General features: G+C 56.8%; 22 protein-coding genes and 2 tRNA genes. 19 read left to right on the top strand and 5 right to left on the bottom strand.

Features of this window, described 5'->3' with window-relative positions:
* Positions 1–71 precede the first annotated feature (71 nt).
* Positions 72–2,360 (bottom strand): alpha-1,4-glucan--maltose-1-phosphate maltosyltransferase, encoded by a 2,289-nt coding sequence (locus BISA_RS05240; RefSeq protein ID WP_033890632.1) that lies wholly within the window; start codon positions 2,358–2,360, stop codon positions 72–74.
* A gap of 232 nt (positions 2,361–2,592) precedes the next feature.
* Here BISA_RS05240 and BISA_RS05235 point away from each other — a divergent pair, with 232 nt between their 5' ends.
* Positions 2,593–4,554 carry a hypothetical protein gene (locus BISA_RS05235; protein WP_033890631.1) on the top strand — a complete coding sequence of 654 codons (1,962 nt, stop codon included), beginning with the start codon at positions 2,593–2,595 and terminating at the stop codon, positions 4,552–4,554.
* A gap of 45 nt (positions 4,555–4,599) precedes the next feature.
* Here the strand turns inward: BISA_RS05235 and BISA_RS05230 are convergent.
* A tRNA-Met gene (locus BISA_RS05230) sits at positions 4,600–4,676 on the bottom strand.
* A 205-nt stretch (positions 4,677–4,881) separates the two neighbouring features.
* Between BISA_RS05230 and BISA_RS05225 the strand changes: the two genes are divergently transcribed.
* From BISA_RS05225 to BISA_RS05185, 9 genes are all read left to right on the top strand, one after another.
* On the top strand, positions 4,882–5,922 hold the full coding sequence (locus BISA_RS05225; RefSeq protein WP_033890629.1) for a homoserine O-succinyltransferase: 1,041 nt from the start codon (positions 4,882–4,884) through the stop codon (positions 5,920–5,922).
* 450 nt (positions 5,923–6,372) lie between these two features.
* The gene (gene atpB, locus BISA_RS05220) at positions 6,373–7,182 is read left to right on the top strand and encodes a F0F1 ATP synthase subunit A (protein ID WP_033890627.1); all 810 of its coding nucleotides are present in this window, start codon (positions 6,373–6,375) and stop codon (positions 7,180–7,182) included.
* Between the two features lie 89 nt (positions 7,183–7,271).
* Positions 7,272–7,502, top strand: coding sequence for an ATP synthase F0 subunit C (gene atpE, locus BISA_RS05215; RefSeq protein ID WP_033890625.1), 231 nt, complete (start codon positions 7,272–7,274; stop codon positions 7,500–7,502).
* Positions 7,503–7,596: 94 nt separating this feature from the next.
* Entirely contained in the window at positions 7,597–8,115 is a 519-nt protein-coding gene (locus BISA_RS05210; protein ID WP_033890624.1) for a F0F1 ATP synthase subunit B, read from the top strand.
* Positions 8,116–8,161: 46 nt separating this feature from the next.
* Positions 8,162–8,992 carry a F0F1 ATP synthase subunit delta gene (locus BISA_RS05205; protein ID WP_033890623.1) on the top strand — a complete coding sequence of 277 codons (831 nt, stop codon included), beginning with the start codon at positions 8,162–8,164 and terminating at the stop codon, positions 8,990–8,992.
* An 81-nt stretch (positions 8,993–9,073) separates the two neighbouring features.
* On the top strand, positions 9,074–10,702 hold the full coding sequence (gene atpA, locus BISA_RS05200) for a F0F1 ATP synthase subunit alpha (RefSeq protein WP_033890622.1): 1,629 nt from the start codon (positions 9,074–9,076) through the stop codon (positions 10,700–10,702).
* A gap of 3 nt (positions 10,703–10,705) precedes the next feature.
* The gene (locus tag BISA_RS05195; RefSeq protein ID WP_033890621.1) at positions 10,706–11,626 is read left to right on the top strand and encodes a F0F1 ATP synthase subunit gamma; all 921 of its coding nucleotides are present in this window, start codon (positions 10,706–10,708) and stop codon (positions 11,624–11,626) included.
* A gap of 9 nt (positions 11,627–11,635) precedes the next feature.
* Positions 11,636–13,123: a F0F1 ATP synthase subunit beta gene (gene atpD / locus BISA_RS05190; RefSeq protein ID WP_033890620.1), complete on the top strand. Its 1,488-nt coding sequence runs from the start codon at positions 11,636–11,638 to the stop codon at positions 13,121–13,123.
* Positions 13,123–13,419: a F0F1 ATP synthase subunit epsilon gene (locus BISA_RS05185; RefSeq protein WP_033890619.1), complete on the top strand. Its 297-nt coding sequence runs from the start codon at positions 13,123–13,125 to the stop codon at positions 13,417–13,419. The genes atpD and BISA_RS05185 overlap by 1 nt, the downstream gene beginning before the upstream one ends.
* 94 nt (positions 13,420–13,513) lie before the next feature.
* Here BISA_RS05185 and nucS read toward each other — a convergent pair whose 3' ends face one another.
* Positions 13,514–14,227, bottom strand: a complete 714-nt coding sequence (nucS, locus tag BISA_RS05180; RefSeq protein WP_033890617.1) for an endonuclease NucS — start codon at positions 14,225–14,227, stop codon at positions 13,514–13,516.
* Positions 14,228–14,312: 85 nt separating this feature from the next.
* The gene (locus tag BISA_RS05175; RefSeq protein WP_033890616.1) at positions 14,313–15,266 is read right to left on the bottom strand and encodes an FKBP-type peptidyl-prolyl cis-trans isomerase; all 954 of its coding nucleotides are present in this window, start codon (positions 15,264–15,266) and stop codon (positions 14,313–14,315) included.
* 236 nt (positions 15,267–15,502) lie between these two features.
* Between BISA_RS05175 and BISA_RS05170 the strand changes: the two genes are divergently transcribed.
* The 3 genes from BISA_RS05170 to BISA_RS05160 all read left to right on the top strand — a co-directional run bounded on the left by BISA_RS05170 (position 15,503) and on the right by BISA_RS05160 (position 18,765).
* Positions 15,503–16,633: a hypothetical protein gene (locus BISA_RS05170; RefSeq protein WP_420308626.1), complete on the top strand. Its 1,131-nt coding sequence runs from the start codon at positions 15,503–15,505 to the stop codon at positions 16,631–16,633.
* A complete protein-coding gene (locus BISA_RS05165) occupies positions 16,630–17,643 on the top strand; it encodes a DUF8094 domain-containing protein (RefSeq protein ID WP_033890615.1) in 1,014 nt (337 codons plus the stop codon). The genes BISA_RS05170 and BISA_RS05165 overlap by 4 nt, the downstream gene beginning before the upstream one ends.
* A gap of 153 nt (positions 17,644–17,796) precedes the next feature.
* Positions 17,797–18,765, top strand: a complete 969-nt coding sequence (locus BISA_RS05160) for a tetratricopeptide repeat protein (RefSeq protein ID WP_033890614.1) — start codon at positions 17,797–17,799, stop codon at positions 18,763–18,765.
* A 7-nt stretch (positions 18,766–18,772) separates the two neighbouring features.
* On the opposite strand, the gene BISA_RS05155 is transcribed toward BISA_RS05160, so the two are convergent.
* Complete coding sequence (locus tag BISA_RS05155) at positions 18,773–19,399, bottom strand: CYTH domain-containing protein (RefSeq protein WP_033890613.1); 627 nt, start codon at positions 19,397–19,399, stop codon at positions 18,773–18,775.
* 99 nt (positions 19,400–19,498) lie between these two features.
* Here BISA_RS05155 and BISA_RS05150 point away from each other — a divergent pair.
* The 6 genes from BISA_RS05150 (at position 19,499) to BISA_RS05125 (ending at position 25,140) form a co-directional block, all read left to right on the top strand.
* Positions 19,499–19,571: transfer RNA gene (locus tag BISA_RS05150), tRNA-Arg, on the top strand.
* A 399-nt stretch (positions 19,572–19,970) separates the two neighbouring features.
* Complete coding sequence (locus BISA_RS12230) at positions 19,971–20,912, top strand: glycerophosphodiester phosphodiesterase family protein (protein ID WP_051917348.1); 942 nt, start codon at positions 19,971–19,973, stop codon at positions 20,910–20,912.
* Between the two features lie 101 nt (positions 20,913–21,013).
* Positions 21,014–21,403, top strand: a complete 390-nt coding sequence (locus BISA_RS05140; RefSeq protein ID WP_033890612.1) for a Rid family detoxifying hydrolase — start codon at positions 21,014–21,016, stop codon at positions 21,401–21,403.
* A 282-nt stretch (positions 21,404–21,685) separates the two neighbouring features.
* Positions 21,686–22,612, top strand: coding sequence for a lysophospholipid acyltransferase family protein (locus BISA_RS05135; RefSeq protein WP_033890611.1), 927 nt, complete (start codon positions 21,686–21,688; stop codon positions 22,610–22,612).
* Positions 22,613–22,916: 304 nt separating this feature from the next.
* On the top strand, positions 22,917–23,918 hold the full coding sequence (locus tag BISA_RS05130) for an NAD(P)H-dependent glycerol-3-phosphate dehydrogenase (RefSeq protein ID WP_033890610.1): 1,002 nt from the start codon (positions 22,917–22,919) through the stop codon (positions 23,916–23,918).
* A 46-nt stretch (positions 23,919–23,964) separates the two neighbouring features.
* On the top strand, positions 23,965–25,140 hold the full coding sequence (locus tag BISA_RS05125; RefSeq protein WP_033890609.1) for a D-alanine--D-alanine ligase family protein: 1,176 nt from the start codon (positions 23,965–23,967) through the stop codon (positions 25,138–25,140).
* The last annotated feature ends 238 nt before the right edge of the window (positions 25,141–25,378 follow it).

Genomic DNA, 25,378 nt, shown 5'->3' with positions numbered 1-25,378 from the left:
TTACACACACTACTACCGACTGTGCGAAGTCACACAGTGTTGCCCTTCGCACAGTCGGCATACACGACATATCACTGCACAGACAGGATATGAGCCACGTCAGCCCACGGGGCGAGCGAAACGTAGTTGTCCCAGCCCCACTGGAACTCACGGCCGGTCAGCTCATCGCGCACCGTAAGCGGACGGTCGGTAGGCAGTCCAAGCTCGCCCAGCTCCACATGCACCATAGCCTGATGTGCGTTGTGACCGTCGAGGTTGACCACCACAATCAGCGTATCCGCCTGGCCGGTGCTGGTCAGCTCGGCCGGCGTATGGCGGGCGAACGCCAGAATGTTCGGATCCGAGGTGGGCAGAATAGTCAGGTTGTGGTAGCTCAGTGCAGCCGGGTGTTCGCGACGAATCTTGTTCAGCGAGGTGAGCATCTTGGCCACGCCATAACGCTCGGCCTTGGACCAATCGCGAACCTTGACCTCGTACTTCTCGTTATCGATCTGCTCCTCGAAGCCGGGGCGCTGCTTGTTCTCAATCAGCTCGAAGCCGTTGTAGATGCCCCAGCTCGGGGAGCCCATAGCTGCGAGTACCGCGCGCACGCAGTGGCCGGCGATGCCGTTGTCGCGCACGTAGGCGGTGAGAATATCCGGGGTGGTGGGCCAGAAGGTGTTGTGCTGGTAGTAGCCGTCGTCGCCATTGGTGATCGGCAGGTACTCCTCCAGCTCCTCCTTGGTGTTGCGCCACGGGAAGTAGCAGTGGGACTGGGTGAAGCCCACATAGCTCAGTGCACGCATCATGCCCGGGCGGGTGAATGCCTCAGCCAGGAACAGGATCTCCGGGTGCTTCTTGGTCACGGCGGCAATCACGTCCTGCCAGAAGCGAACCGGCTTGGTGTGCGGGTTGTCGATGCGGAAGATGGTAACGCCTGCGTCGATCCACAGGTTCAGCACGCGTTCGACTTCCTTCTCAATGCCGGGCATATCGGCGTTGAAGTCGATCGGGTAAATATCCTGGTACTTCTTCGGCGGGTTCTCAGCGAAAGCGATGGTGCCGTCCGGCTTGTGGCGGAACCAATCCGGATGCTGCTTGACCCACGGGTGGTCAGGAGAGCACTGCAGGGCAAAATCAAGGGCGATTTCCAAGCCCAGCTCATGAGCACGTGCGGTCAGAGCCTTGAAATCATCCATAGTGCCAAGCAGCGGGTCCACAGTATCGTGACCGCCCAGCTCGGAACCGATGCCGAACGGAGAACCTGGATCATCAGGACCAGCGACCAGCGAATTGTTGCGACCCTTACGGTTGGTCACGCCGATCGGGAAGATCGGCGGCAGGTAGACGATGTCGAAGCCTTCGGCCTTGGCACGCTCCAAGCCGGCGAGCGAAGTCTTCAGCGTACCCTGAATAATTTTGCCGGTGTTCGGGTCGACCGTGGCACCTTCGGAGCGCGGGAAGAACTGGTACCAAGCGGCGAAGCTGGACTTCGGACGTTCCACCTTGAAACGCTGAGGCTGGCTGGGGGAGATGCCGTCGCGCAGCGGGTTGGACTCATGCAGAGCGGCGATGTGAGGATTGTCGCCTGCGGCCAGACGCTCTTCAGGAGTCAGGGATTCGTCTGCCATCGTCTCGGCGGCCTGCTGCAATGCCTTGCGCTCGCGGGCAGGAAGCCCGGCGTCCGGGGTCACGGCCCAGCGAGCCAACAGCTCGGCACCGGAGTTCAGCGCGTTGTCCATATCGTCATGAACCTTCACCTTGATGCGGGCATCGTGCAGCCAGGACTTGTAGGTGTCTTCCCATCCTTCAATGGTCACCGTCCATTCGCCAAGCTGGCGCTTGACTGCGGCATAACCATCCTCCCAAGGCTTCAGGTCGCTGTGCTCGCCGCACTTCAGCGTGACTGCCCAACGGTCGAGGCCGGGGTTGGTGCAGGTCATGGCGCGGCGCAGCGTTTCCTTGCCGCGTGCATTGCGCACGATGGCGGTGGCGCCCACCTTGGTACGGCCTTCGATGAACACCTGAGCGGTCACCTGGAACGGTTCGCCAAGCTCAACGCGAGCCGGGTAGATGCCGCGCTCTTCGCTAGGCGTAATGTCCATGACGTTGATACGACCGAACAGACCGGGCTCATCAGCGGGAATGGACGGGGCCGGAGCTTCGCCGGTCAGGCCCTTGAGCGCTGCATTGGCGCGTGCGGTTTCGGCGTCGACGCGCTTGCGAGTGGTCTTGGTGGTTTTGGGGCGGGAAGTCGCCTTTGACTTCGCTGCCTTGGAGGACTTGGAGACCTTAGTGGTCTGAGCGGCCTTAACGGCCTCGAGGGAATCTGTTTCAGATGTGCGCGAATCCGCGCTATGTTGTACTGCCATACGGCCCATTCTAAGGGGAATCCGACATTTGGCGTGCATTGTGGACAACTTTTGGATGAACGTTCGATAAATGGCTTGAAGTGGATAACTCGATGCCCAAGTTATCCACAACTCGCCAGTAAACGGCAAGCTCGGACCACATTGCCTGAAAAACGGCTGATGCAAGCCGTAAATCTGCCATGCTCATGGTCTATTCGCTCGCAATGACGCGGGTGATCCACACCACGGAAAGGATTGGAACATGGCGGCATCATGGTGGAAGAAACGCGTGATTACTTTGGGGGCCATGCTGGCGGGTCTGGCAATGATAATGGGCGTAATTATCGGAATACCTGCAAACGCTTATGCGGCAATAGTGCTCTCTCCCTCGCGCGCACATCAACGCATCGACTTCACGTTCGACGGCAACCGGCTTCAATTGGGTGTTATAGCCAATGATACCAATAACACTCGGTATTACTGCATTGAAGCCAGCATCATTACCGATTATGTGGCCGGCCCCACACGAGTGGTCGATGATGACATGGAAGTCCGGCGCATGGCTTGGCTTCTTGACCGATACCGTAATGCATCAACCAATGATTATGCGGCCATCGCATCGCTGATTCAGGACAAATTCGGCAATCAGGAGCAGTGGAAACCGCAACGTGACTATCTTGCGCCGCTGCACCCGGAAGTTTTTGCCCGAGCTCAGGAGATGTGGAGCGAAGCGGAGCGCAATACGCAGGGCAATGCCGTGATTGAGAGCACATATGCCGAAGGTTTGCGCCGAGGCGCTGTTACGGTGACAGTGGTCAACGGCGATGAACGCCAGCCTCAGCAGGTTGCCGACGTGCCGTTCACCATTACGCTCGAGGGGCCGGCCGTGTTTGAAGAGAACGGTCTCAAAACATTGAGCAAGACCTCTACCGAGCAGGAACAGACCTATCAGTGGAAGGCCACAGGGCGAGGTGAAGTACGTGCGAGTGTCACATATGACATTCCGCGAATGAAGCATATGGATGCCCGCCAGGATATGCGCGCATTCGATTCGTTCAGCTCGGTTCCGGGCGAAGCAGTGACATTTAAAGTGCGCAAGGATTTCACACCATCGGTGCACACGCAGGTTTCAAGCAAAGTATTGGATGCTGGCGCCGCAGTATTCGATGAAGTGACCAGCGCAGTAGTCGGCTCTGATAGTCACTGGGTGCCGGATCTGCTGTTGAATGCTCAGGGATATTACTTTGCCGGGCTTGGCGTTGACGATTTGCAGCATATTACGGCACCTCAAACCGGCGAAAGTGCTGATGATTATTTGGCTCGTTTGAAAGCGGACGGATATGCTCCGGTTGCCTATGGCAATGCATCATTCAGCGGACCCAACCAGAGCGCTCGCGTCCAGGCCATGATCAAACCGGATGGCAGTAAGCCGTATCTGACTCGTGCAGGCGGTGGGTTCAGCACATGGGTGTGGGTTTTCCGTAAAAGCGAGCAGAGCAAGGAAGCGCAGGATTATCTCACCGGTGACTGGAGTAGCACGTTCTTGGAAGCTGAGGAAAGCGGTTCGAATCGCAGCAGGTTGACTGTGGAATCAACGGTGACCGAGCATTCCGCTCAGGTGGGTGCCGAATTAAGCGACACCATTACTGTCGCCGGTTTTCCGGATGACCACGGCAGCTTTACCGGTGATGAGGCTTTTGGCTTTGGTGCTGATAGGCCGCATGCGCAGGTAAGCGTCTGGTGGGCTGGTGATTCAGCCGATCAGAAGAATGATGAGCGTTATAAGCCGACTGGTGCTGCAGTGCCTCAGGAAGATGAGCATCACCGCAAGTTGGTAACGTGGGATATTCCGGCAAAGAATGGCATGTTTAAGATCGGCGCGGGAACGCTTGATGCCAATGGTGACCCCATGACTTTTACTGCACAGCAACATGGTTGGTATGTATTCGTGTGGGAATTCAAAGGCGACGACCGAGTGATGCCGGCAGCAAGCAGATATGACGATGCATGGGAGCGCACTCGTGTGACCGAGCCTTGCGACCCCGAGGAGCCGTGTGAACCCGATGAGCCAGACGAGGAGGAGCCCGAAGAGCCTCAGGAAGAGGATTCCGACGAACCATTGCCAGATACGGGCATCAATATGATGCCTCCGCTGGCGGTAACGGCTGCAGCTGTTCTCATCGGTGGCGTGATGCTGTTCATAGCCAGCAGGCGGCATATCTAGTTGGAAATACGAAAAAACCGGAATCCGTCCGGATTCCGGTTTTGTTGGTAGCGGGGCAAGGATTTGAACCTTGGACCTCTGGGTTATGAGCCCAGCGAGCTACCGAGCTGCTCCACCCCGCGTCGGCTTGTCTTTCAGACAGCTCTATCTACAATACTGATGGATTGATTATTGTCAACATAAGAAGCATTCTTCGGCGTGTCGCATTGTAAAGATGCGCGTAATCGAAGGAATTCATAGCGTGCCATAACCGGAATCTATGAACGTCATTCGGCGTATGGGCATTCTGGGAATGCAACATATCCGGAACAAGACCATAATGAAAACATGCCTATCAAGATTCCCAGCGGCCTGCCGGCCCGAGCCATTCTCGACTCCGAACGCATTTTTGCTCTCGAGAAGCCTGAAGCGGAGCGTCAACGCGTACGCCCGCTCAAACTGGTAATCCTGAATTTGATGCCCAAAAAGATTGAGACCGAAACGCAGTTGTTGAGGCTCATCTCCAAAAGTCCGTTGCAGGTGGAAGTCGATTTCATGAAGACCTCCACTCATGAGGCTACGCATGTGTCCGCCGATCATCTGGTGAAGTTCTACGAGACGCTGGATGCCTTCAAAGACAACTACTATGACGGTTTTGTGGTCACCGGTGCTCCGGTGGAGCATATGCCGTTTGAGGAAGTGGATTATTGGGAGGAGTTCAAAACCATTCTTGACTGGGCCTCCACCCATGTGTTCTCCACCATGTACCTGTGTTGGGGTGCAATGGGTGCGCTGTATTACCGCTATGGTGTGCGCAAGGTGAACTATCTGCAGAAGATTTTCGGCGTCTTCCCACAGTACTTGCAAGATGAGTACTGCTTCCTAACCAATGGCTTCGATGAAATCTCCCTGCAACCGCATTCGCGTCTTGCCGGCGTGAATGAAGCTGATCTGGCAATGAAGAAGCAGGATTTGCAGGTGTTGACATGGGGGCCGCAGTCTGGTCCGGGTCTAGTGGCTACGCGTGATTTCTCTGAGGTGTTCGCACTTGGCCATTGGGAGTACGGCAAGTACACGCTTGCTGAAGAGTATGAGCGCGATATGGCCAAGGGGATGACCAACGTGCCGTTCCCGAAGAACTACTTCCCGCATGATGACCCGTCTTTGGAGCCGCTGTTCAGTTGGCGTGCCCACGGCAATCTGTTGTGGCGCAACTGGCTGAATTGGGTGTACCAGACCACGCCATATGACCTGACCGAGGTTCCGGAGCTGAGGAAAGAGAAGAAGCTCGGTACCGATCGCTCGATTCGTCATTTGCCGGGAGGTCCGCGCAAGGATGATTTCGAGCCGTTCCTGCACGATGGCTACGGCGTGATTCATCAAGACTGACTACCCCTCAGTCCGCTGTGCGGCCAGCTTCCCTGACAAGGGGAGCCGAGATAGGTGCGGCTGGCGTGATTCATCAGGGGGCTTGTTCTGAGGCGGTTGTGTCACAATATGACCGCTCCGCGGACGCTGTGATGTTCATTATTCGGACGTGTGAATAAACGAAATTCGGCAGCGTAAGAGCAAACGTCTAATAGGGAATCCGAACATAACGAAATGGTAAAACCTTTATGGCAGTAGGGATGAGAGCAGACACGCCCGAATGTCGTTGACTTTGTCCCAACTCAGGCCAATAATCACCTTTCAGTCATTCGGAGTCGAATGCCGCAGCGTCGACTCCTGTCCCCGCACGGCAAGCCCCGGAGCGGGGAGCGGAAGTAACCAATACGTCACATTTGCGCGTCCCGCTGGTCTAAACTGACACCTGACATTGAAGAAGCAGGAGGCGTGAGAATGAACGAAGCCCTTTTGAACGGGTTAGCTTTGGCCGCAGACGGTCCGAAATTCCCGACCGTTAACGACTTCCTTCTTCCACAGATCATCTTCCCAGGAACCCCGTTTGCGATGAACCGCATCATCATGGTGCGCATCATCGCCACGGTAATCATGCTGGTCATCCTCGGTATCTCCGCCGCACGAGCCAAGCTGATTCCTGGCCGCTGGCAGGGTGCCGTGGAATGGGTCATCGAATTTGTGCGTGACCAGATCGTCTATCAGGTGATGGGCAAGGAGCGCGGTCAGCGTTACCTGCCGATGATTACCACCATGTTCTTCACCATTCTGGTGTTCAACCTGTGCGGCATCATCCCTGGCTTCAACATTGCAGCCACCGCCACCATCACCATGCCGCTGGTCTTCGCCGGCTGGTGCTTCTGCCAGTACTGGATCGCCGGCATCCGCGAGAAGGGCCTCGGTTCTTTCTTGAAGGATGAGCTCTTCCCGAAGGGCGTGCCCGCTCCGATCTACATCCTGCTGACCCCGATTCAGATTTTGGAGCTTCTGGTGATTCGTCCGGTCTCCCTGACCCTGCGACTCTTCGCCAACATGGTCTCCGGCCACATCACCGTTGGTGTGTGCCTTGCCGCCACCCAGTGGTTCCTTATCGAAATCCCGAACAAGCTGTGGTCCATCCTCGGCGTCGGCACTCTTGCCGCAGGCCTGATTATGACTCTGTTCGAGATCCTGGTCGCAGCACTGCAAGCATTTATCTTCGCCATGCTGACCACCGCATACATCAACATGAGCTACCCGGAAACCGAGTGATTTGAGGACCTCAGTCCCAATCACCGTTACCCCTTAAAGATTTTCAAGATTTCCTTCGTTACAGAAGAAAAACCAGAAAGGAAAAACCCATGGATATCATCACCCTCGCTGAGGTCGCTGGTAATCTCAACGCAATCGGTTACGGCCTTGCCGCCATCGGCCCTGGCATCGGTCTGGGCATTCTGATTGGCAAGACCATCGAAGGTACCGCTCGTCAGCCTGAGCTTGGCGGCCGTCTGCAGACCCTGATGTTCCTGGGCCTGGCATTCGTCGAGATTCTGGCCCTCCTCGGACTGGTGGCCGGCTTCATCTTCCAGTGATTGCTGCCGTTGCCTATCGCACGGTGCAAACCGATCGGTGGCAACGCAAGGAAACAATCGCAAACGGAAATGAAGCTATGAAAGGAGAACGGCAATGACTTTAGCGGAAAACGGTATTAACCTGTTCATCCCCGAGGTCTACGACATCGTATGGTCGCTGGTTATTCTGGCCATCATCGCGGTGTTCTTCTACAAGTTCTTCATGCCGAAGTTCCAGGCCATTTTCGATGAGCGTACCGCCAAGATTGAAGGCGGTATCGCCAAGGCTGAACAGGCTCAGAAGGAAGCTGCTGAAGCCAAGGCCAAGTACGAGAGCCAGCTGAGCAACGCCCGCGTGGAAGCCGCCAAGATTCGCGACGACGCCCGCGCTGAAGCATCACATATCGTTGCCGATGCTCGCGCCCGTGCTGAAGCCGATGCCGCTCAGATTACCGCCAACGCTCAGCGTTCGCTGGAATCCCAGCAGCAGCAGGCTATGGTCTCGCTCAAGGGCGAGGTCGGTGCTCTGGCCACCGCTCTGGCCGGCAAGATTCTTGGTGCCAAGCTCCAGGACAGCGATGTGCAGTCCTCGATGATTGACTCCATGATCGCAGACCTGGACGCCAAGAAGTGACCGTGAACATCGTCAGGAACATCCGTAACCAGAAAGGGAGGTGACCATGCGAGGAGAGGCATCTCGTATTGCAGACCGCGAGTCGCGTGATTCGCTGGCCCCGAAGCTGCGTGACACCCGTGAGGATGCATGGCGAATCGGCAATGAACTGTTCAAGATCACCAGCGTGCTCGATCACAACATTGCGTTGGAGCGTGCGCTGACTGATCCCTCCCGCCCCCAAGCGGATAAGGTCGCAGTACTGAACGAACTGTTCAAGGGCGAAGCTCATCCGATGACGGTGGAGATCATGACCGATCTGGTTGCCCGCCGTTGGAGCCGCGCTCGGGATATCGCCAACGCAGTGGAGGACTTCGGTGTGGACGCCATGATGTACTACGCTGACGCCACCGACGCCACGTTGCAGGTGTCCATTGAACTCTCGCAGCTGCATTCGGCCTTGCTGACCCTGCCGGTTGTGCGCGCCAAGCTGTATGACGATCAAGCTTCCAGTGATTCGCGTGTGAAGCTCTTCCGTGAAATCTTCGATGGTAAGGGACTGAACAAAATCACGATGAGGCTCGCCGAACACGCTACGTGCAACCTGCGTCGCCGCCGCTACTTGGAAACTATCCAGTGGCTCATCAACAAGTTCTCCCGCCATATGGGCGAATCGATGGTCACAGTGACCACCGCAACCCCGTTGAAGGATGAGCAGATCGAACGCCTGACCAAGGTCTATTCGGCCAAGGCCGGACGCCCGGTGCACATTAATTCTGTGGTGGATCCGAGCGTGCTGGGTGGCATGCGCATCCAGGTGGGCGATGAAGTCACGGATAACACCGTGGTAGCCCAGCTGCAGCATCTGAACCGCACCGTGAAAGCGGGCACTAACTGAGTGGTCGGTGCATCAGCACCCTCCGCGCAGCGGAACACAAGCAAAGACTTGACTGAACAATAACCAATAGAAGGAGTGATCATGGCAGAACTGACCATCGATCCCGCCTCGATTCGCAAGGCCTTGGATGACTTCGTGTCGTCCTACCAGCCGAGCGACACCCCCACCCAGGAAGTGGGATATGTCGCCACGGCAGGCGATGGCATTGCCCACGTGACGGGGTTGCCTGGTTGCATGGCCAATGAGCTGCTGACGTTCGAAGACGGCACGCTCGGCCTGGCGTTCAACCTTGACGCCCGTGAAATCGGCGTGGTTATCCTCGGCGATTTCGCTGGAATTGAGGAAGGCCAGGAAGTGCGCCGTACCGGCGAAGTGCTCTCCGTGCCTGTCGGCGACGGCTACCTCGGCCGCGTCGTGGACCCGCTGGGCAAGCCGATCGACGGCCTCGGCGAGATCAAGAGCGAAGGCCGCCGCATCCTCGAAGCCCAGGCTCCGGACGTGATGCACCGCCATCCGGTCGACGAACCGCTGTCCACCGGCCTCAAGGCCATCGACGCAATGACCCCAATCGGTCGTGGCCAGCGCCAGCTCATCATCGGCGACCGCCAGACCGGTAAGACCGCCATCGCGATCGATACCATCATCAACCAGAAGGCTAACTGGGAGTCCGGCGATCCGAAGAAGCAGGTGCGCTGCATCTACGTGGCCGTGGGCCAGAAGGGCTCCACCATCGCATCGGTGAAGCAGAGCCTGGAAGATGCCGGCGCTATGGAGTACACCACCATCGTGGCCTCCCCGGCTTCCGATTCCGCAGGCTTCAAGTACATTGCCCCGTACACCGGCTCCGCCATCGGCCAGCACTGGATGTATAACGGCAAGCATGTGCTCATCGTCTTCGACGATCTGTCGAAGCAGGCTGAAGCCTATCGTTCGATTTCCCTGCTGCTTCGTCGTCCGCCGGGGCGTGAAGCTTACCCGGGTGATGTGTTCTACCTGCACTCCCGTCTGCTCGAACGCTGCGCCAAGGTCTCCGATGACCTCGGTGGCGGCTCGATGACGGGTCTGCCGATCGTCGAGACCAAGGCAAACGATGTGTCTGCCTACATCCCGACCAATGTGATCTCCATCACCGACGGTCAGATCTTCCTGCAGTCCGACCTATTCAACGCCAACCAGCGTCCTGCTGTGGACGTCGGTATCTCCGTCTCTCGAGTCGGTGGCGCTGCACAGACCAAGGCACTGAAGAAGGTCTCCGGCACGCTGAAGATCTCCCTGGCGCAGTACCGCTCGCTGGAATCCTTCGCTATGTTCGCCTCCGATTTGGATGCGGCATCCAAGGCTCAGCTGACCCGTGGTGCTCACCTGACCGAGCTGTTGAAGCAGCCGCAGTTCCACCCGTACTCAATGGAACAGGAAGTCGTCTCCGTGTGGACTGGTACCCACGGCAAGCTCGACGATCTCGAGCTGAAGGACGTGCTCCCGTTCGAGCAGGGTCTGCTGGACTACCTCGACCACAACACCGATATCCTCAAGACCATCCGCGAGACCGAGGACTTCACTGCCGACACCGAGGCTGCTCTCGGCGAGGCTGTGGATGCCTTCCGTGCCACCTTCGTGACCTCCAGCGGTAAACCGCTGGTCGACAAGAAGCCTGACACCTCCAAGGCCGCTCCGGTCGAACAGGAAAAGATCGTGGCGGGAGAGAAGTAAGCCATGGGCTCGCAACTCGCATTGAAATCACGCATCCACTCCACTGAGTCGTTGGAGAAGATCTTCAACGCTCAGGAGATGATCGCGTCTTCGCATATCGCCAAGGCCCGCGATGTGGCCTTGAACGCGAAGCCGTACACCGATGCGATTTTCGATGCCGTGCAAGCATTGGTGGCGCATACCCATATCACGCATCCGATCGCTGTGAAGGACGAGGACAACCCTCGCGTGGCTGTCCTCGCCCTCACCTCGGATCGTGGCATGGCCGGCCCGTACACCTCTTCGATTATCCGTGAAACGGAATCGCTGCTGGCCCGCCTTGAGGCGGATGGCAAGCAGCCGGAGCTGTTCGTGTACGGCCGTCGTGGTTCGACGTACTACAAGTACCGCAACCGTGACGTGGCGGCCACATGGGAGGGCGACACCGATCAGCCCGGCGTCGAGATCGCCGAGACGATCTCCAACACACTGATGGACGCCTATATGAAGCCGGCGGAGAAGGGTGGAGTTTCCGAGCTCTACATCGTCTTCACCGAATTCATCAACATGGTGGTTCAGAAGGTGCGTGTGCTGCGCATGCTGCCCGTGGAAATCGTGGGGAACGAAGCCAAGGTTCCCGATCCGGAGGATGAGAAGGCCTCGGAGGATATTCCTCCGCTGTACGCCTTCGAGCCGAGCCTGGACGAAGTACTGGACGCAATTTTGCCGAAGTATATTCAGTCTCGTATCCACGAATGCTTGCTGACTGCCGCGGCCTCTGAGACCGCAAGCCGTCAGAACGCCATGCACACGGCAACGGACAACGCACGCAATCTGGTCGACGACCTCACCCGTAAGCTCAATGCTTCGCGTCAGGCCTCGATCACGCAGGAACTTACCGAAATCATCGGCAGTGCTGATGCACTGAACACAAAGGAAGAGTAGGAACGCACTATGGCTGAGAATCAGACCACTGTGGCTTCCGAGACCAACGGCGAGCCGATTCACGGACGCGTCACCCGAGTCCAGGGTTCGGTTATCGACGTTGAGTTCCCGGTCGGCCATATGCCCGACATCTACAACGCCCTCCATGTGACCATCGTCAACACGGGCGCCAAGGAGGAAGGCGAGGCCAAGGCGACCGAGATCACTCTCGAGGTCGAACAGCACCTCGGTGACTCCACCGTGCGCTGCGTGGCACTGAAGCCGACTGACGGCCTGGTGCGCGGCGCCGCTGTGTACGACACCGGTGCTCCGATTTCCGTGCCGGTCGGCGATGTGACCAAGGGCCACGTTTTCGACGTGTCCGGCAACATCCTCAACAAGAAGCCGGATGAGCAGATCACCGTTACCGAGCGCTGGCCTATCCACCGCAACCCGCCGGCATTCGATCAGCTGGAATCCAAGACCCAGATGTTCGAGACTGGTATTAAGGTCATCGACCTGCTGACCCCGTACGTGCAGGGCGGCAAGATCGGTCTGTTCGGTGGTGCAGGCGTGGGCAAGACCGTGCTGATTCAGGAAATGATTCAGCGCGTGGCCCAGAACCACGGCGGTGTGTCCGTGTTCGCAGGCGTCGGCGAGCGTACCCGTGAGGGTAACGATCTGATTGGCGAAATGGACGAGGCTGGCGTGCTTGAGAAGACCGCTCTGGTCTTCGGTCAGATGGATGAGCAGCCGGGTACCCGTCTGCGCGTGCCGCTGACCGCACTGACTATGGCAGAGTACTTCCGTGACGTGCAGAACCAGGACGTGCTGCTGTTCATCGATAACATCTTCCGCTTCACGCAGGCAGGTTCCGAGGTGTCCACGCTGCTGGGCCGTATGCCTTCCGCTGTGGGTTACCAGCCGAACCTGGCCGATGAGATGGGTGCTCTGCAGGAGCGCATCACCTCTACGCGAGGCCACTCCATCACCTCGCTGCAGGCCATCTACGTGCCGGCCGATGATTACACCGACCCGGCCCCGGCCACGACCTTCGCTCACTTGGATGCAACCACCGAGCTTTCTCGTGACATTGCTTCCAAGGGTATCTACCCGGCAGTGGACCCGCTGAGCTCCACCTCGCGAATCCTCGATCCGCGTTACGTGGGCCAGGCTCACTACGAGTGCGCCAACCGCGTCAAGGCCATTCTGCAGCGTAACAAGGAGCTGCAGGACATCATCGCCCTGATCGGTATCGACGAGCTCTCCGAGGAAGATAAGACCACTGTGAACCGTGCTCGTCGTATCGAGCAGTTCCTTGGCCAGAACTTCTACGTGGCTGAGAAGTTCACCGGTCGTCCGGGTTCCTACGTGCCGGCCGATGAGACCATCGAAGCCTTCACCCGCATCTGCGACGGCGTGTACGACGACGTTCCTGAGCAGGCATTCTCCGGCATCGGCGGCATCGACGATCTCGAAGAGAAGTGGCACAACATGCAGAAGGAACTGGGTGAGTGATGGCTGAATCGGAAAAGACCACGATGAAGGTGAACATCGTCGCTGCCGACCATCCTGTGTGGCACGGCGAAGCATCCAGCGTGACCATTCCCGCCTCTGAGGGCGGCATGGGTATCCTGCCGGATCACGAGCCTGTGCTCACGGTAATCAAGCAGGGTACGCTCACCGTGGTTGAGCCCGATGGCAATCGCCATATGTTCGAGGTGACAGACGGATTCATCTCCTTCGACTCGAACAAGCTCACCGTGGCGGTCGAGCGCGGCCGTGACGTGCAGTACTCCAGCACGGAGGACTGAGCTCGCAGCTAGCGCGACATAGCGTAAAGAGGGGCTTTCTCTGAACCATCAGAGAAAGCCCCTCTTTCATGTTGGAACAGCCACGTTAGCCGCGTTAGAACAAACGCAGCGAATCGTCTTCGGTGCCTTTCATATCGTCATAGTCAAGAATCAGACAGGTGAAACCGCGATCCTTGGCCAAGACCTGGGCCTGCGGTGTGATGGTTTGCGCGGCGAAGATGCCATGCACAGGGGCCAGCAGCGGGTCACGATTGAGCAGTTCGCAGTAACGGGTCAGTTGCTCAACGCCGTCAATACCGCCGTGACGCTTGATTTCCACGGCCACATGCTCACCCTCAGCATTGATGGCCATAATATCCACCGGGCCAATAGCAGTTGGGTATTCGCGACGCACCAGCTTCGCACCCTTGCCGATGCGCTCGATCTGCTCGGCAAGATAACGCTGCAAATGATCCTCCACACCATCTTTGATCAGGCCTGGGTCTTCGCCTAAATCATAGGTTTGGTCGGAATAGACATGATTCAGCGTGACTTCCAAAACATCCGAGCCCTTATCCGCAGTGACGCGAAGCACTTTCTCGGCAACCTTTTGTTCGTCTCCGGCCTCTTGCACATCCTGCGTATCCGGCACAATTTCCTTGATCGTGCATGGCGCGGTCATCCAGTTGAGCGGTTTATAGGAGCCCAACTCAGAGAAAATCAGCAGGCTTGAATCAGCCTTAATCAACAGTACACGTTTGGCCAGCGGAAGTGTGGCGTTGAGTCGGCCGGAATATTCGGCCGAGCAGTCGGCAACAATAATGCGCATAGGCACCCACTGTAACGTAATCCATAACAAAAGGGCTCCCGTTAAGGGAGCCCAAAGTCAAAAGACTGCAGAACGATTACAGCAATCAGTACGCAGCGAGAATATCGATGACGAACACCAGTGTAGAATTCGCGGGAATGGATCCCTTAGCAGAGGTGCCATAGCCTTCATCTGGCGGAATCACCAGCAATACCTGAGAACCAACGGTCTGCCCGACCAAGCCTCTCTGCCATCCGGTGATTACCGTGTGCTGACCACCAGAGTACAGATCAGCATCAATGGTGGTGTTCTTGGTCCAGGAGGAATCGAACTGGGTGCCATCGGTAAGCCAGCCAGTGTACTTGACCACCACAGTGTTCTTATCGGTCAACTCCTTGCCGGAACCCTTGATCAGCGTCTGGGAAATCAACGAATCCACGGAACCCTGACCATTCATATCAATCGAAGGCTGGCCGTTCTTGGCGCGAGTCACCTTCGGCAGGTTGGCAGGTACATCCTTGACCTCCTCGCCAGTGGCCTTCTCCAGGTCCTTGGACTTGGAGACGAAGGTCATCGCCAGAATATAGGAGTAGCCGGAGGAATCGGAATCGTTGACGCCGAAACCGATGGTGGTGTTGATCTTCGCGCCCTTGATCTGGTTGTAGTAGGTGGAGGAGAGCGTGGAGGAATCCACCTTAAGCGAGCAATCCGGAGTGTTCTTGGTCCAGGTGTCCATCAGCTCGGTGCCGTCCTTGACGTTGAGGGCAATGCCCTGAGCGCAGACGCGGTCGCCATCTTCAATGGTATCGCCATCGCCCTTTTGCAGCACTACATAAGAGCCATCGGACACCGTCATTGGAGCATTGAAGGAGATGGTCGGCTTTTCGCCAAGCTTGCCCTTGGCGGTTACGCCGGCAATCTGGTTGGCGGAAGACTTTGAGGAATCCTTGGAATCAGAAGAGGAAGAAGAGCTGGAGCAAGCGGCCAGCGATACACACATGACCAGCGAGCATGCCAAAGCAGCGGCTTTGAACAGGGGTTGGAAGTAAGACTTACGCATGGCATACCACAGTACCGGCAAACCCTGATTTTTCGCGTTCCAAGGTAATAGACAGGTGAAGATTGTAGAATGGTGACGTTATGAGTGCTCAAGAACAGACCATGAGTCCTGATCAGGACGTCATCGATCCTCTGAAGAACGACTCCGTGGAGCATGATTCCGCTGCGAGCGATTCCAGAGAGACCAAGGACGGCGAGCCTAAGCGTGCCGCGCGTCCGACTCGTCATGCCATGATCATGCGCGGTATTGTGACGCCGATTTTCGGCCTGCTGGCTGTGGCGTCCGTGGTGTTGGGGGTTTTGAACGCCACGATGTGGAAGCCGTCCTCGCAGATTACGGCAACCTCCACCATTACCGGTGCCCGTTATATTGTGACCGATCCCGGCGTGCTGCCGCTTCTTGATCAGAAGGTCACACTGACCGTGGACCCGGCCTCCTCGGCAACACAGGTGTGCGTGGCGTTGGGATCCGCCAAGGATGTGGCCGGCTGGGTGGCCTCCGAAACGTCGTATCAGCGCATCACCGGATTGTCATCCTGGTCCACGCTCGCCACGCAACGCGGCAAATCCACAACCCAGACCGCTGCCACGAACGATGATGATGCCGTGGCGTTCAAGGATTCGGATATGTGGTCTCAAGTCAAGTGCGGCAAGAGCAATGTGACATTGACCAGCGCAAAGACCAACGATTCCACTATGGCGATTATCGATCTAGGCAAGGGTGGCGGCAGTAGAGGCGCTGATGTATCCATGCGTTGGGTGCGCTCGCAGGTGCCTGATTTTGCTATGCCGTTCTACTTGTCTGGCGGTTTGCTGGCCGTAGTGGCCGTGCTATGCGCCTCCGTGTTCGCCATGCCGCCGCACAAGCGCCGCAAGCGCATGGTGGAGGGCAAGGCCACGATTCACACGGATTTGTCGTTCGCCGAGCGCGCTGAACAGGGACTTATTGGTGCCAAGCTGCCTGAGTCCGTGCCGGCTCGCAAGCGTCATCGTCATGCCGCACACCGCCGTGGTGCCAAGTTGGCGGATGAAGTGCAGGAGGCACCAGTCGAGTCTCCGGTTATCGTCGATCCCGCGGCCCGCAACCTGGTGGCTGATCAGCAGGCTGCCGCAGAGTATTCCGGTACTGCTGCGGATGTGCTGGGTACTAGTACTGCGCCGGCTAGTGAATCGGTTATTGATGATCTCGATATGGCTCAGTCCGATACCGCAACTGAGACGGCATCCAGCGCGCCTGATGACGAGGCGACTTCGGTGATTACGAACGATGAACTGCAAGCGTACTTCGCACGTTTGGCTCAGGAAGTACAGCATGAGCATGAATCCACGGATGGCCAACAGGCCGATGAAGAGGAGGGGAACCGATGAGCAAGCGCTGGAACAGTCTGAAGAAACTGAGCGTGGCTGCCACCGCTATCGTGGCTCTGGTTCTGCCTCTGGGAGCGTGCGAAGGTCAACTGCCGACCGTAACAACATCAACATCATCCAAAGCTACTCCGGATTTGACCGAAGCACAGGAAAAGAAGATTCGCACCAAGATTCTGAAAACCTTGGATGAGGCTGATGAGGCCCGTTCCGCGGATGGTTATAAGGCTGTGATGGGTGGTCCACAGCTGGAGATTCGTACCAGCCAGGTGACCATTGCGCAGAAAAGCGGCAGCATGAACAAGTACGCCACTATTCCGAAGGACATTGCTCAGGTAGTGATTCCTACGGATGATGGCTGGCCGCGTTCGGTGTTCACCATCACCACCACTACGGATGATCAACAGTCTCAGCGTCTGTTGGTTTTGGATCAGAACAGTGCGCGCGAGAACTACAAGCTGGTGGCTATGGCGCGTCTGTTCGATGGCGTGAGCATGCCGAAGTTCGAAGTGCCCACGTCCGGCTCCCAGATGGGCACTGCCAAAGATGAAGGTCTGGTAACCACACCGACCGAGGCGCTGACGCAATACGCCGATGTGCTGCAGAACGGTTCGAACAGCAAGTACGCGTCCACGTTTACAGACGATATGCTGCGTCAGCGTATCGCCACGTTGACCAGCACTGTGCAGGAAGGTATCGCTCGCAACAACGGTACTCAGGAGCAGACGTTCACCGCGGTTCCCGATCAGATGTGGATCATGCGCACGGCCGATGGCGGCGATCTGGTGGTAGGCCGTATTGACTCTGTGTGGACTCGTCAGGCTGGAGATGGCCGCGAATCGCAGCCGGCTTCCGACGATGAGAAGATTCTCTACAATTCCGACCAGTACACCAGCACCATGAAGGTCACATATGTGAACGTGGTGGCGCTGTATATTCCGCAGGCTGGGGACGATGCGCAAATCACCGCTGTGGGCGCCGATCGCCAGCCGGTGAAGGTGGAAGCACTGTAAACGCGCGTGCAGGTGCTTTGCCTATGTCCGCTTATCGCTGAGTCAGGATAATCAGACTCGTAATTTCGATGCTGGAACTACAATCGGTTCCAGCATCGTTTTGTTATGCGCAGGTATGTGTGACTATGCGCGTGTTAAGCGTGGAGGCAGAGTATGGCTGATCAGCAGTTCAATCCCGGGGTTTCGTTGGCGGGTGCCGTTGATTTGGAAGCATTGAAGCATCAGGTGAAGGCCGAGCCAGGGCAAGCTGGCGGCGCGCCTGCCGCTGGCGGATATGTGATCGACACCACCGAGAATACGTTCCAGGCTATGGTGCAGACTTCTGCCACGTTCCCCATTTTGATGCTGCTGTGGGTGCCGACTGATGATCGTCTGTTCCCGATGGCGCGTGCACTGGGCGATGCCGTTAACGCGTTGGAAGGTAAGATTCAGCTTTCTCGTATCGATATCGCATCGAATCCTTCCATTGCCCAGGCGCTTCAGGTGCAGGGTGCCCCTGCCCTGTTCGCATTGATTGGTGGCCGCCCAATGCCATTGCTGCAGGGCTTGCCGGGCGATGACGAATTAAAGCAACTGTGCGATGAAGTTATCCCGAAGATTATTCAGGCTGCGGCTCAGGCTGGCGTGAGTGGTACCGCGCCCTATTCCGGTGATCCTGATTCCGATGCAGCCAAGAGCACTGGCGCAGCTGGTGCTGGTGTTGAGCAGGTGCCGCCCGAACATGCTGAGGCACATCGTTTGGCGGAAGAAGGCGATTATGCCGGCGCTGCCGCCGAATACAGTCGTGTGCTGGAAATGAATCCGGGAGACTCTTTGGCCGCTCGCGAACGTGCCAAGGCTCTGCTGCTGGCCCGTTCCGGCCAAGCCAATGTGCGTGAGGTGCGTGCCGCTGCCGCTGCTGCTCCCGATGATGTGGAAGCACAGCTTGCCGTGGCTGATATCGATATGATTGGCGGCCAGATTCAGGATGCATTTGACCGTCTGCTGGACTTTTTGGCGGCCGGCCACAAGGCGGATATTGAGCCGGTGCGTAAGCGTCTGCTGGAATACTTCGCTATTCCTGAGCCGACCGACGAACGCCTGAAGCGTGCTCGCCGCCGCCTCGCCACACTGATGTACTGATTGGGTGTCACACCATACGATTCTTGCCGAAATAGGGCTGGAATTCCGGTCCTTTTTCGGCTAATTCGGTTTCGAAATCACTGGCCCATTCGTTGAATGGGCGGTCAGCCAATCCATCATTATTGAATCGGGGCTGGTCGGTGATTTCGGTGATGCAGAACTTCGGAATCATCAGATTCGTGACCGGACCGGAGCGTTCGGCCTCGGCCACGACAAGCGGCGCATTTGGGCCGCCGAATACGTCGATGCTCCATCCATCTTCTGCAATCCATACGGAATAACGGTTTTTGATGATTATTTCGCCGCCTCGTTTGATGAGTTCCGCGGCGATACGGGTGTCGATTTCACGCTCGACTTCATATCGCGTGCCTCCAACGGACGGACCCTTGACTGTTACATAAGCTTCGGTGAATCGTTCACGGTATTCGTCGAGAATGGCAAGCGGATTCACATCCGCAGTCATATCGATCTGCAACGTATGCGAGGCGAGGCGGATGCGTAGCGCATAGTTATCGGTGTGTACGTAATAACTTTGGATGATTAGTGTCGGGATATCGCCATCGTCATATTCTGCAGGCAGTTCACGGCAGAAGAACCGGCGTTCATATTCGAAGTCATCTGTAAGTTCCGACATAACCCCATTGTAGAGCGCACTTGCAGGATTGCTGGGAAACTGGCTTGCGTATTGTGTGTGGCGCGGTGTGCATCGTGGTGTACAGTAGTGGAGTTGTTCGGGTTCGTAGCTCAGTGGATAGAGCGTCTGTCTCCGGAACAGAAGGTCGAGGGTTCGAACCCCTTCGAGCCCACTATCAAGGTCCTGCTTCCCTCGGAAGTGGGACCTTTTGCATGCCATTCGCATACTAGGGCATACCGTTTGCGTGCCGGGGCGTGCTGCTGCGTACCGTTTTGCGCATCCGTTGTGTGCCGTGCGCACCTTCCGCGCACTTACTGCCTGTTTCGACACCAAAACAGGCAGTAACTGCGCGGTGCCTTGGCCGGTCCGCGCAGTTACTGCCGGCACAGAGCTGAACCGAGCCGGGTCCCGGGCCCATGTATGTATCACGCGAACAAGTACCCTGAGATTTCCCTGAGATAACCATGAACTTGCCATGAAAGCAGGTGTTTTGGCTGAATCAGCATCACATAATGAGGGTGTTAGGCAATGCGTGTAGCGCAGAGTCACATGCCATTGTTGGAGGTGCGAAATGGCGGGATTCGGTCGTTTTCGGGAGCTGGCGGCGCGAATGAATCGTCGCTGGATTGCTCAAATAGTAATACTGGTGCTGTCTTTGGCGCTAGTGGTGGCGGTAGGCGTGGTATCGGAAGTGCGCACTCGGCGCAAAGAGCAAGATGATTCAGGCAGCTGGCAAGTGCAGCCACTGGCCATCGCCCATAGGGGAGACGATTCCGCTCCAGAAAATTCAACCCACGCCATTGCCAATGCGGGTGCCAACGGTGCCGACTATGCCGAAATTGATGTGCGACTGGATGCTGATGGCGTGCCGGTGGTATTTCACGATCGTATGACCGGACGCCTTGCAGCCGATGGCGATAATGTTCCCGTCCGCAGTTTGCATACGCGCGAGCTGCAGCACATGATCATGCGTCAGCATGATGAGAATTTCCATGTGCCTACGTTGGATGAGGCCGTTATGGCTGCGCAACATGCCAATGATCATTTGGGTCTGTTGCTTGATTTGAAAACTGGATCCCCCGATGCAGGAAAATTGACGCAAGCGGTTTCCAAAGTGATTGAGCAGCGTGATTTTGCTGACCGCGTGATGATTATGGCGGTTAATGATGATGCCATTGCTCATATGCGCAAGCTGCATCCTGACTGGCAGATCGGCAAATGTGTAAGTCCTGCCGGGCACCCTGAGGTTGGGTGGCCGCGTGACGCAAGCTTTGTAGTGATGCGTGGCGATCGCTTGGATAATGCGATTGTGCAGCGTGCCAATCGAGACAATATCCCTATTTATGCTGGCGTGAGTGGCGATTACGCACAAGGTGGCCAATGCCTGAAAATGGGTGCGGACGGTGTATTGGGGTCGAGCGCAAAAAGTGTGCGCAGATTGACCGGCCGTTTTGCATTTACGTTGAATCCTGCCGCGCATGAGCCGGGAGGGGAACATCCTGTTTGGCGATAGTCGGTGTTTGCAGTGGCCATATGGCGGGCATTGCGGATTGTGGGCGCTGTCGAGGCAACTAAACTGCACCATAATCGGCTTAGTCAACGAGAGGACTCATTATGAGCGAAAAGATGGAAGCGGTAGCCACTTCTGAGGCACCGGCAGCGCTGGGCGCATACAGCCAGGCAGTCAAGGCTAATGGTTTTGTGTTCGTGTCCGGTCAGCTGGGCATTGACCCGGCTACTGGCGAGCTTGCAGGCGAGACCGCTGGCGAGCAGGCTGCTCAGGCGCTGAAGAACATCAAGCATATCCTCGATACTGCTGGCACTGGCATCGAACATGTGGTGCGTGCCACCATCTACCTGAAGAACGTCGAAGACTTCAAGGAAGTTGATGCCCGTTACGCTGAGGTGTTCATCGGCTCCGTTAAGCCCGCTCGCGTTGCCTTTGGCAACAACATGATTCCGAAGGGCGCTCTGGTGGAGATCGACGCCATCGCCGTGTTGTGATTGCTTCGGTGTTTTTCCTCGAATTGCGCTAGAAATTCAGGAAAATAGCCGCATCAGCCCGAATTCCTTGCACTGATATGGTGTGAGTGCAAGAAATTCGGGCTGATGCCTTTAATTTCCGGAATTTGTTGCACTGAGAGCTTCTCAGCGTACGAAATTCGGGATGATTGGGTAGTTTTCCTGAATTTCTTGCGCTGACAGCCGCACATGTGTGTACCTGAGATGATTTTGTACTGAGTCTCTTTTCTGACTTAGGTCCCGGGGCGTGCAACAATAGTGGGCATGGCATCCAAAGGAAAACCGTCACCGCGTTCTGCGGTCAGCCCATTATCTGACGCACAGGTCGCCAAGCTCGCAAAGCAGCATAAGCTTGTTGACCCCATGCATGATTTCCCGACTGGACCAGGGCGCAAAGCCAAGGTTGAGGAGATTAATGCGCAGAATCCTCAAGCCACTAAGCGGCTACTCACCGGCGTGGATGTGGTATTCAACGCCAGCTGCAAGACCCGCGCTTGGGGTTTGGAACATGTACCCGAAGACGGTCCTTTTATTACGGCGGCGAGCCATGTGACGATGTTCGATGTGTTCGTGCCTATGGCCAGCCTGTTCCATATGGGCCGCCGCCCGCGGTATATGGCCAAGGCTGAGATGGCGAAGTGGCCGCTGATTGGCAAGTGGTTCCAACTGGTTGGTATGCAACCAGTGCAGCGTCATTCCGGTAAGGCTAAGCAGATTGAAGAAACTTCCATTGATATTTTGACTTCCGGCCGTCCGCTTACCGTGTGGCCAGAAGGTACGGTGACTCGTGACCCGAAGAAATGGGTGATGAGTATTAAGGAAGGCGTGGCCTATATTGCGCTGGAATCCTCCCGCCGACTGGGCCATCAGGTGCCGTTGTATCCGGCAGTTACTTGGGGTGCGGCATCGATTAATCACTGGTGGCCGTGGCCTCGCAAGAATGTGGTCATGTGCTATGACCGTCAGCTTGACTATGCGGATTTGCTGGTTGATATGGATTCTTGGGGTGAAGAACCACCGGCTGAAGCGGTGAATGAACTGATGTGGCGTGTGCTGAAGCGTATGAACACCGTGCTTGCCGAGATTCGAGGCGAGCAGTTCCCCGCTGAGGGCTATTGGGATTACCGCAGCATGTCTCGCAAGCCTTGGCCTGAAGTCGGTGGCCCGTTCCCGGCCGGCAAAGTGGAGTAGCATTGCACAAGGTGCAGTGAAGCTTGAAGTTGTAACGAGGAGTATCAAATCATGGGTAAAAAAGTAACGGTTCTTGGTGCAGGAGCATGGGACGGAGCCGTTAAGTAGACAGCCCGGTGGGCTGTCTATAGGCGACGCCTGAGCGAGGCGATAGCCGAGTGAGGGTAATGTTGAGTCTCGCGAAGCGAGTCCTTGCTTGCAAGGCCGGAGGAGAGCCGTTAAGTAGACAGCCCGGTGGGCTGTCTATAGCCGAGCGAGGGTAGAAAAACAGCACCCCATGCGACAAACGTAAGGAGCAAATGGTATGGGTAAAAAAGTAACGGTTCTTGGTGCAGGAGCATGGGGTACCGCCTTCGGCCAGGTTCTGGCCGACGCCGGCAATGACGTGACCATGTGGGCCATCGAGCCTGAAATCGTAGAAGGCATTCGCGACCATCATCGCAATGCAGTGCGTCTGCCTTCCGTGGAGAAGCTGCCGGACAACATGACCGCCACCGGTGATCGTGCCGAAGCAGTCAAGAATGCCGAAATCATTGTGGTGGCCATCGCCGCCCAGTTCGCACTCATCGCGCTCGCTGAATTCAAGGGTCTGATTCCCGAGAACGCTATCGTGGTGAGCCTGATGAAGGGCATCGAGCGCAAGACCAACAAGCGCATGGACGAAGTGGTACGTGAAGCTCTTGATCTGCCGGCGGATCGTTTCGCTGCCATCTCTGGCCCGAACCTGTCCAAGGAGATCGCCGACCGTCACCCAGCCGCCACCGTGGTGGGCTGCGCCAACCTCGACAATGCCAAGAAAGTGGCCGAAGCCTGCACCACCAGCTACTTCAAGCCGTTTGTGACCAACGATGTGATTGGCCTGGAAATGTGCGGCAGCTTGAAGAACGTTACCGCGCTCGCCGTGGGTATGGCACGTGGCGCTGGCTATGGTGAGAACACTGCTGCCATGATTGAAACCCGCGGTCTTGCTGAACTGACTGCTCTCGGTGCGGCTGCCGGTGCCGACCCGAAGACTTTCGCCGGCCTCGCTGGTGTGGGTGATCTCATCGCCACCTGCGGCTCTCCGTTGTCTCGCAACTATACGTTCGGTTCCAACCTCGGCAAGGGCATGAGCGTGGAGGAGGCCACTAAGGTGAGCAATGGTGTGGCCGAAGGTGTGCCGACCACAGACGCCGTTGTGGCGCTTGGCAAGGAGCTCGGTGTGCCGACTCCGCTGGCTTACCAGATGAGCCGTGTGCTGAACGAGGGCATTTCCTGCGCTGAAATGTTATCTGGATTGTTTGGTCGTGAGATCACAGCCGAGTAGGCTACCAATAGGTTTGATTCGGTTGTAGATAGTACAAAGGATGGTTATGACCAAGAAGCGTATTGTGGTCCTGTATGGTGGACGCGCAGACGAACACTCCATTTCATGCATTTCCACGGCTGGTGTGCTGGGTGCATTGGATACCGAGCGTTTTGAGCCGATTCCGGTTGGCATCACCAAGGACGGTAAGTGGATTGTCAACGGTGAAGACCCGCGTGGTTGGTCGCTGGATGGTAATGAGCTGCCGACTGTGAAGATTACGCCGGAATCTCGCCCGGTGATGATTGATCCTTCCCGTGGCAAGGATGGCTTCTTTGCCGGTGAGCCTGAGCATCTCAACGGTGCTGATTCCAACCTTGTTAATCTCAACGATCCGGAGATGCGCCACACACTGACTTCTCTGGGCCATGTGGATGCCGTGCTGCCAGTGTTGCACGGCCCCTATGGCGAAGACGGCACGGTTCAGGGTTTGCTGGAAATGATGGGTGTGCCATATGTGGGCTGTGGCGTGTTCGCTTCCGCTGCCTGCATGGATAAGCATTACACCAAGATTGTGCTCAACGCTGCTGGCATCCCCACGGCTCCTGGCATTATGGTGGACGCCCGCAACTTTACTGCTGCCGATGTGCTCGAGAAGGTTGAGACTGCTGGTCTCGCTTACCCGCTGTTTGTCAAGCCTTCCCGCGCTGGCTCCAGCTTCGGCGTGACCAAGGTTGAAAAGGCTGAGGATCGTGAGACTCAGCAGGATAAGCTGGCCGCCGCCGTGGCTACCGCTGGTGAGCATGATTGGAAGGTGCTGATCGAGCAGGGCATCGATGGCCGTGAAATCGAATGTGCTGTGCTGTGCCCGAAGGCTGGCGAGGAACCTGAGGCCAGCTGGCCGGGTGAAATCGTGCTTGATCATCAGGATGATGACCAGTTCTATGATTTCGATTCCAAGTACATGGATGCTTCCGCCAGCCATGTTGAAGTGCCGGCCAACCTGCCAGTCAGCGTTCTGGAAGATGTACGCGACGTGGCCCGCCGCGCCTTCAAGGCTGTGGATGGCGCTGGGCTGAGCCGTGTGGACACGTTCGTGACTCCGGACGGCACGGTGATGGTCAACGAGATCAACACCATGCCGGGCTTTACGCCGATTTCCATGTATCCCAAGGCTTGGGAAGCCACTGGAGTTGGCTACACCGAGCTCATCACCCGCCTTATTGAAGGCGTGCTGCGCTAAGCGTCCGATAATTTCGGGAGAAATCCCAAGTTCGTGAAAATAAGCCACTGACAGTTGCTCAGTGGCTTATTTTTTCGCGATTTTGCCATACCTCGGAAAAGACGCCGCTGTGGGTAATGGGCGATGAGCCACCAACAGCACAGACTACGTAATTGACATTCGGTCATTAACCGTACTTGTTCACTTTTAGTTTCCTTTTGTTCAACAGCTGTACTGCAAATGGCGAACAGTGTTCACC

It is taken from the genome of Bifidobacterium saguini DSM 23967, from assembly GCF_000741715.1.
Lineage (GTDB): Bacteria > Actinomycetota > Actinomycetes > Actinomycetales > Bifidobacteriaceae > Bifidobacterium > Bifidobacterium saguini.
Note: the sequence above shows the minus strand (reverse complement) of the source record. Positions and strands in the feature narration are given on the sequence as shown.

Bases quoted from the DNA above. Each gene is read 5' to 3' on its own strand.
- BISA_RS05205 (WP_033890623.1), top strand. From the start codon at position 8,162: ATGCGAGGAGAGGCATCTCGTATTGCAGACCGCGAGTCGCGTGATTCG.
- BISA_RS05135 (WP_033890611.1), top strand. From the start codon at position 21,686: ATGGCATCCAAAGGAAAACCGTCACCGCGTTCTGCGGTCAGCCCATTA.
- BISA_RS05195 (WP_033890621.1), top strand. From the start codon at position 10,706: ATGGGCTCGCAACTCGCATTGAAATCACGCATCCACTCCACTGAGTCG.
- BISA_RS05140 (WP_033890612.1), top strand. From the start codon at position 21,014: ATGAGCGAAAAGATGGAAGCGGTAGCCACTTCTGAGGCACCGGCAGCG.
- BISA_RS05225 (WP_033890629.1), top strand. From the start codon at position 4,882: ATGCCTATCAAGATTCCCAGCGGCCTGCCGGCCCGAGCCATTCTCGAC.
- BISA_RS12230 (WP_051917348.1), top strand. From the start codon at position 19,971: ATGGCGGGATTCGGTCGTTTTCGGGAGCTGGCGGCGCGAATGAATCGT.
- BISA_RS05210 (WP_033890624.1), top strand. From the start codon at position 7,597: ATGACTTTAGCGGAAAACGGTATTAACCTGTTCATCCCCGAGGTCTAC.
- atpE (WP_033890625.1), top strand. From the start codon at position 7,272: ATGGATATCATCACCCTCGCTGAGGTCGCTGGTAATCTCAACGCAATC.
- BISA_RS05235 (WP_033890631.1), top strand. From the start codon at position 2,593: ATGGCGGCATCATGGTGGAAGAAACGCGTGATTACTTTGGGGGCCATG.
- BISA_RS05185 (WP_033890619.1), top strand. From the start codon at position 13,123: ATGGCTGAATCGGAAAAGACCACGATGAAGGTGAACATCGTCGCTGCC.
- atpB (WP_033890627.1), top strand. From the start codon at position 6,373: ATGAACGAAGCCCTTTTGAACGGGTTAGCTTTGGCCGCAGACGGTCCG.
- atpA (WP_033890622.1), top strand. From the start codon at position 9,074: ATGGCAGAACTGACCATCGATCCCGCCTCGATTCGCAAGGCCTTGGAT.
- BISA_RS05240 (WP_033890632.1), bottom strand. From the start codon at position 2,360: ATGGGCCGTATGGCAGTACAACATAGCGCGGATTCGCGCACATCTGAA.
- BISA_RS05170 (WP_420308626.1), top strand. From the start codon at position 15,503: ATGCGCGGTATTGTGACGCCGATTTTCGGCCTGCTGGCTGTGGCGTCC.
- atpD (WP_033890620.1), top strand. From the start codon at position 11,636: ATGGCTGAGAATCAGACCACTGTGGCTTCCGAGACCAACGGCGAGCCG.
- nucS (WP_033890617.1), bottom strand. From the start codon at position 14,227: ATGCGCATTATTGTTGCCGACTGCTCGGCCGAATATTCCGGCCGACTC.
- BISA_RS05160 (WP_033890614.1), top strand. From the start codon at position 17,797: ATGGCTGATCAGCAGTTCAATCCCGGGGTTTCGTTGGCGGGTGCCGTT.
- BISA_RS05165 (WP_033890615.1), top strand. From the start codon at position 16,630: ATGAGCAAGCGCTGGAACAGTCTGAAGAAACTGAGCGTGGCTGCCACC.
- BISA_RS05130 (WP_033890610.1), top strand. From the start codon at position 22,917: ATGGGTAAAAAAGTAACGGTTCTTGGTGCAGGAGCATGGGGTACCGCC.
- BISA_RS05155 (WP_033890613.1), bottom strand. From the start codon at position 19,399: ATGTCGGAACTTACAGATGACTTCGAATATGAACGCCGGTTCTTCTGC.
- BISA_RS05125 (WP_033890609.1), top strand. From the start codon at position 23,965: ATGACCAAGAAGCGTATTGTGGTCCTGTATGGTGGACGCGCAGACGAA.
- BISA_RS05175 (WP_033890616.1), bottom strand. From the start codon at position 15,266: ATGCGTAAGTCTTACTTCCAACCCCTGTTCAAAGCCGCTGCTTTGGCA.